Here is a 7,168-nt window from a genome sequence, read left to right on the forward strand (position 1 = left end):
GCCTTTCAACGGCGCCGCTACTGGCTCGACACCGCGGAGACCGAGGCAGCTGCCGACCCCGCGCACGACTGGTTCTGGTCCGCCGTCGAGCAGGAGGACCTGCCCACGCTGCTGCACACGCTCGACGTGAGCGGCGAGACACCGCTCGGCGAGGCGCTGTCCGCCCTCTCCTCCTGGCACCGCCGCGACCGCGAGCGGGCCACAGTGGAGAACTGGCGCTACCGGCTTGCCTGGACCCCCGCCGAGCTGCCCGCCGCGCGGCTGAGCGGCCGCTGGGTGGTGGCCGCACACGCGGACCATGCCGGGGAAGCCGCCGATCAGCCCCTCATCTCCGCCACCCTCGCGGTGCTTGCCGAGGCGGGGGCAGAAGCCGACCTGGTCACCGTCACAGGTACCGACGACCGCACCACGATCGCCGAACGCCTGAGCGGAGCGGAGGGGGTGCTGTCTCTGCTCGCCCTCGCCGAGAACCGGGCCGACGGTCACCCTGCCGTGCCGGCCGGCTTCGCCGCGACCCTCACCCTGCTGCACGCGGTGCACGACGCCGGTGGGCAGGCCCGCGTCTGGTGCGCCACCGCCGGGGCCGTGGAAGCCGGTCCCGGTGACACGGTCAGCCGGCCGTTGGGCGCGCTGGTCTGGGGCCTGGGCCGCGTCGCCGCGCACGAGTACCCCCAGTGGGGCGGGCTGGTCGATCTGCCCACCGCTCCCGAACCCCGGGCGATGGCCCGGCTCGCGGGCGTACTTGCGGGTGCCGAGGAGGACCAGGTCGCGGTCCGCGCCACCGGCACATTTGTGCCCCGGCTGCGCCGAGGTGAGCCGGTTCCACCCCGCCGCGACTGGTCCCCGTCCGGCACGGCGCTCATCACCGGCGGCACGGGCGCGGTCGGTGCGCACGTGGCCCGCTGGCTCGCCTCGGCAGGTGTGGAGCACCTGCTGCTGATCAGCCGCCGCGGCCCAGCCGCCCCCGAGGTGCCGGAACTCGTGGCCGAACTGCGGGAGCTGGGCGCCCAGGTCACGGTCGTCGCGGTCGATGCGGCCGATCACGATGCCCTGGCGGACGTGCTGGCCGCCATCCCGGCCGAACAGCCGCTGACCGCCGTCTTCCACGCCGCGGGCGTCGTCGACTCGAGCATCATCGACTCACTCACCCTCGACCGCGTCGAGACCGCGCTGCGAGCCAAAGCCGAGATCGCGCTCAACCTGCACCGGCTCACCGCCGGTCTCGACCTGTCGGCGTTCGTCATGTTCTCCTCGCTGGCGGCCGTCTTCGGCTCGGCGGGGGAGGGCAACTACGGACCGGGGAACGCCTTCCTCGACGCCTTCGCCCAGTACCGTCGCGCCCAGGGACTGCCCGCCACTTCCATCGCCTGGGGATCGTGGGCGGGTGCGGGGATGGCGGACGGCGACTTCGGCGACGCGCTCGAGCGGCACGGCGTACCGCGCATGGACCCGGCGCTCGCCCTCTCCGCACTGCGGACCACCCTCGAGCGTGCGGAGACCACCCTCGCTGTCGCCGACATCCGCTGGGAGGTCTTCTCCTGGTTCTTCACCGCCACCCACCCCAGCCACCTGCTCGACGAACTGCCCGACATCCGCAGGCTCCGGCAGGCAACCGAGTCCGCGGCGGCCGGGCGACCCGCGGAGCCGGAGAGCGCCCTGCCGGCCCAGCGCCTGGCCGGGGCCTCCGAAGCAGAGCGCAACCGTGTGATGCTCGATCTGGTGCGCGACCAAGCCGCCCTGGTGCTGGGGTACGACTCGGGTGCCGAGGTGGAACCCGGCCGGGTGTTCGGCGACCTCGGCCTCGCCTCGGCGGGCGCCGTCGAGTTGCGCAACCGCCTGACCCTGACCACGGGTCTGCGGGTGTCCGCCACCGTGGTGTTCGACCACCCCAGCCCGGCAGCCCTCGCCCGTTTCCTCGCCTCGCAGATCACGGGTGGAACCACAGCCCCGGACATCAGCCCTTCGCCTCCCGCACTTGTTCCCGCCCCGGCGGCCACCGAGGATGACCCGGTCGTCATCGTCGGCATGAGCTGCCGCTTCCCCGGCGGCGTGCGTTCCCCGGAAGACCTGTGGGAACTGGTCTCCTCGGGCACCGACGCGATGACCCCGTTCCCCGCCGATCGAGGCTGGCACACCGAGGACCTGGGCGATGACTACACCCGGGAGGGCGGCTTCCTCCCCGACGCCGTCACCTTCGACTCGGCACTGTTCGGCATCTCACCGCGTGAGGCGCTGGCGATGGATCCCCAGCAGCGTTTGCTGCTGGAGGCGTCCTGGGAGGTGTTCGAACGGGCGGGCATCCACCCCCGCTCGCTCGCCGGCTCCCGCACAGCTGTGTACGCGGGAACCGGGGGGCAGGACTACCTGAGCCTGCTGGCACTCTCGGCAGAGGCGGGCGAGGGCTACCTGGTCACGGGTGGGTCACCCAGTGTGGTGTCCGGCCGCGTCGCCTACACCTTCGGCCTGGAGGGCCCGGCCGTCACCGTCGACACCGCCTGTTCGTCCGGCCTGGTGGCCCTGCACCTGGCGGTGCAGGCACTGCGCTTCAAGGAGTGCGATCTGGCGCTGGTCGGCGGTGTCAACGTGCTCTCCACTCCGTCCGTCTTCGCCGAGTTCAGCAAGCAGCGCGGTCAGTCGTCCACCGGGCGCTGCCGTTCCTTCGCGGCCTCGGCCGACGGGACCGGCTGGGGCGAGGGTGTGGGGGTGCTGCTCGTGGAGCGGTTGTCCGACGCGCGCCGTAACGGGCACGAGGTGCTCGCCGTGGTGCGGGGCAGCGCGGTGAACCAGGACGGTGCGTCCAACGGTCTGACCGCGCCGAACGGACCGTCCCAGCAGCGCGTCATCCGCGCGGCGCTCACCTCGGCCGGACTTCCCCCGGCGTCGGTGGACCTCGTCGAGGCGCACGGCACCGGCACCAGCCTGGGTGACCCCATAGAAGCCGAGGCGCTGCTGGCCACCTACGGCCAGAACCGCGAGGAGCCGCTGTGGCTCGGGTCGGTGAAGTCGAACATCGGGCACACCCAGGCGGTGGCCGGTATCGCGGGTGTCATCAAGACGGTGATGGCGCTGCGCCGGGGAGTCCTCCCCCCGACCCTGCACGTCGACGAGCCGACGCCGCACGTCGACTGGTCGGCCGGCCAAGTGGAGCTGCTCACCGAGGGGCGTCAGTGGCCCGCGGTGGACCGGCCGCGCCGCGCGGCGGTGTCCTCGTTCGGTATCAGCGGCACCAACGCCCACACCATCCTCGAACAGGCGCCCGATAGCCCGCAATCCGCACCGGAGGCCAAGAGCCCCGGCGCCCCCACGCGCTCGCACGGCATGCCCCTTCCTGCCCTGTTGTCCGCCGCCACCGCCCCGGCGCTGGCCCAGCAGGCCGCCCAACTCGCCGAGGCCGAGACAGAACCGGCCGACCTGGCGTTCTCCCTCGCCACCACCCGGGCAGATCTGGACCACCGGGCGGTCGTGCTCGGCAACCACCGGGCGGGCCTTGCCGCGCTCGCCCAGGGAACCGAGACCGCGGACGTGGTGCGTGGCCAGGTGGTGCACGGCGGCTTCGCCATGCTGTTCACCGGCCAGGGTTCGCAGTACGCGGGCATGGGCCGGGAACTCTACGACGCCTTCCCGGTGTTCGCGGACGCGTTCGACGCGGTGTGCGCGCGGGTGGATCTGGACCGCCCCTTGCGCGAGGTCGTCTTCGGGGACGGCGAAGCACTCGACCGGACGGTGCACACCCAGGCCGGGCTGTTCGCCCTGCAGGTCGCCCTGTACCGGCTCGTTGCCTCCTGGGACCTGACCCCCGACCGGCTTGTCGGCCACTCCATCGGTGAACTCGCAGCGGCGCACGTCGCGGGCGTGCTCTCGCTCGACGACGCGTGTGCCCTGGTCTCGGCGCGCGGCCGTCTGATGCAGGCGTTGCCCGCGGGCGGGGCGATGCTGGCGGTGGAGGCCGCCGAGAAGGAGATCACGCTGCCCGAGGGCGTGGACCTCGCAGCAGTCAACGGTCCCGCCTCGCTGACCGTTTCCGGCGACGAGGACGCGATCACCTCCCTGGAGACCCGGCTGCGGGCCGAGGGGCGGAAGGTGAAGCGGTTGACGACCTCGCACGCCTTCCACTCACACCGGATGGAGCCGATGCTGGCCGAGTTCGCCGGCGTCGTGGGCCGCCTGGCGTTCCGGGCACCCGAAATCCCGGTCGTCCCCACCTCCTCCGGCGCGATCGACACACCTGACTACTGGGTGCGGCAGGTGCGCGAGCCCGTCCGCTTCGCCGACGCCATCACACAGCTCACCGGTGTGCGGACCGCTCTGGAGCTGGGCCCCTCGGGCGTGCTCTCCGCTGCGGCCCAGCAGGTCGCCGACCTGGTGTCCGTGCCCGCCCTGCGCCAGGGACGGCCCGAGGCCGCGACGCTCATCGACGCTCTGGCACGCCTGCACACCCGCGGCGTTGCCGTGAACTGGCCCGCCTACCTCGCCCCGAGCGGCGGCACCCGCGTCGCCCTCCCCACCTACCCGTTCGAACGGCACCGCTACTGGCCCACGCTCACTGCCCGCCCGGAACCCTCCGGTGCACACCCGGCGGAGAAGCGCTTCTGGGCAGCGGTGGACCGGGCCGACGCCGACGCCGTCGCGGAGACCCTGCGCCTCGACACGGAACAGCGCGACGGCCTCGACACCGTGATGCCTGCGCTCGCCGCCTGGCGGGAACGCGGCCGGGCGGAGGCGACGACCAGCTCATGGCGGTACCGGGCCGCCTGGACCGCGCTGACGGGCGGCGAGACCCGGCTCACCGGCACCTGGCTCCTCGTCACCTCCCCGGCGCCGGACGCCCCCGAAGCGGCCGCGCAGGGCACCGGCCTGGCCGACGCGCTGCGCGACGCGGGCGCCGAGGTGATCGAGTGGACCGGCCCCGGTACGGACCGGGCGGAACTCACCGCCAAACTGGCCGCGCTCCTTCGTGACACCGCCCGGAGTGACCGGCCGGTCGAAGGTCTCCTTGCTTTCGTCGAGACCCCGGCCGAGCTGCTGCTCCTCCTCCAGGCCCAGGGGGACGCCGGCGTCACCGCGCCGCTGTGGTGCGCCACGGCCGGCGCGGTCGCGGCTGCCGCAGGCGAGGAGAGCGACCCGGTGGCCGCGCGGCTGTGGGGCCTCGGCCGGGTCGCCGCTCTGGAACACCCCGACCGGTGGGGCGGCCTGGTCGATCTTCCCGCGCGGCTCGACGCCCGGACGGCCGGGCTCCTGGCATGGGTGCTGTCCGGCGGTTCGGGCGAGGACCAGGCGGCTGTCCGTGCCTCCGGGGTCCACGGCCGTCGCCTGCGGCGCGCCCCGGCGGCGGACGCTGCCCCGGTCACCCCGTGGCGCCCGGCAGGTCCGGTACTGGTCACCGGCGGGACGGGTGCACTGGGCGGCCACGTCGCCCGCATGCTGGCCGAGCGTGGCGCGACGACAGTCGTCGTGGCGAGCAGACGCGGGCCGGACGCGCCCGGCGCGGCCGAGTTGATCGCCGACCTCGCGGAGCACGACTGTGCCTGTGTCGTCGTCGCCTGCGACCTGAGCGACCGGGCAGCAGTGACCGACCTGCTCGACCGGCACCCGGTGACGGCCGTGGTGCACGCGGCAGGCATCGTCGACGACGGCGTCCTTCACACCCTCACGCCCGACCGGCTCGACGCGGTGCTCACCGCGAAGGCGGTCTCCGCGGATCTGCTCGACGAGCTGACCGGTGAACTCACCGCCTTCGTCGTGTTCTCCTCCCTCGCCGGCGTGCTGGGCAGCACCGGGCAGGGGGCCTACGCCGCCGCCAACGCGCACCTCGACGCCCTGATCGAGCGCCGCCGGGCCCGCGGTCTCACGGGCACCGCCCTCGCCTGGGGGGCCTGGGGCGGCGCCGGCATGGCCGCCGACGACACGGCCGCGGCACGACTCGCCCGCGCCGGGCTTCCGGCGATGCCCGTGGACCGGGCGCTCGACGTCCTGGCCGAGGCGCTGGACCGCGACGCCGGTGCCCTTGTCGTCGCCGACATCGACTGGGAGCGCTTCGCACCGGGCTTCACCGCCGTGCGGCCCAGCAGACTGCTGGCCGAACTGGCGGAGGCAACGCCCGTCGTCCGCGAGGCCGAGTCCCTCGAGCCGGCCCTGCGGACCGCCCTGGCGGCCCTGTCCCCCGAGGAGCGGGCCAGGACCGTCGAGAACCTTGTGCTGGACGCCGTAGCGGCCGTACTCGGTCACGCCTCGGGGACCGCGGTGGATCGCGAACGCGCCTTCCGCGATCTGGGCTTCGACTCGCTCACCGCGTTGGAACTGCGGAACCTTCTCGGCTCCCGGACCGGCCTCGTCCTCCAGGCGGGTCTGGTGTTCGACTTCCCGACGCCCGCGGCGCTCACCGATCACCTCCTCGCCGAGCTGACCAGAGAAACGGCTGACTCCTCCGCCGCGGTCGCGCGGAGAGCCGTCGACGACGAGCCGATCGCGATCATCGGCATGTCCTGCCGCTTCCCCGGAGGCGTCGACTCACCCGAGGCCCTGTGGGACCTGGTGTCCTCGGGGACCGACGCCATGACCGGCTTTCCCGTGGACCGGGGCTGGGACCTGGAGGCTCTGCTCGGGCCGGAGAGTGGCTCGCGGAGCCGCTCCGGGGGGTTCCTCGACGATGTCGCCGCCTTCGACGCGGGGCTGTTCGGCATCTCGCCGAACGAGGCGCTGGCGATGGACCCGCAGCAGCGGTTGCTGCTGGAGGCGGCATGGGAGGCGTTCGAACGCGCGGGAATCGACCCGACGTCAGTGCGCGGCAGCGAGACCGGTGTGTTCGCGGGCACCAACGGGCAGGACTACGCGGCCCTGCTGCTCGGCTCGGCCGCCGCGACCGAGGGGCACCTGGGCACCGGCAACACCGCGAGTGTCCTCTCCGGCCGGATCTCCTACACCTTCGGCTTGCGCGGGCCCGCACTCAGCGTGGACACGGCCTGTTCCTCGTCGTTGGTGGCGCTGCACCTGGCGGCGCGGTCGCTGCGGTCGGGGGAGTGCTCGATGGCACTGGCCGGTGGTGTCACCGTCATGCCGCTGCCCAGTACGTTCATCGAGTTCAGCACCCAGGGCGCGCTGTCCGCCGACGGACGCTGCAAGGCGTTCGCCGCGGACGCGGACGGCACGGGCTGGGGTGAGGGTGTCGGCC

At 73.6% G+C, this 7,168-nt stretch carries 1 protein-coding gene; it reads left to right on the forward strand.

The window, feature by feature from the left end:
* The coding region (locus tag PJ985_RS22930) for a type I polyketide synthase (protein WP_271685810.1) at positions 1-7,168 on the forward strand (7,168 nt) is incomplete at both ends.

Source organism: Streptomyces sp. ACA25 (assembly GCF_028200735.1).
Classification (GTDB): domain Bacteria; phylum Actinomycetota; class Actinomycetes; order Streptomycetales; family Streptomycetaceae; genus Streptomyces.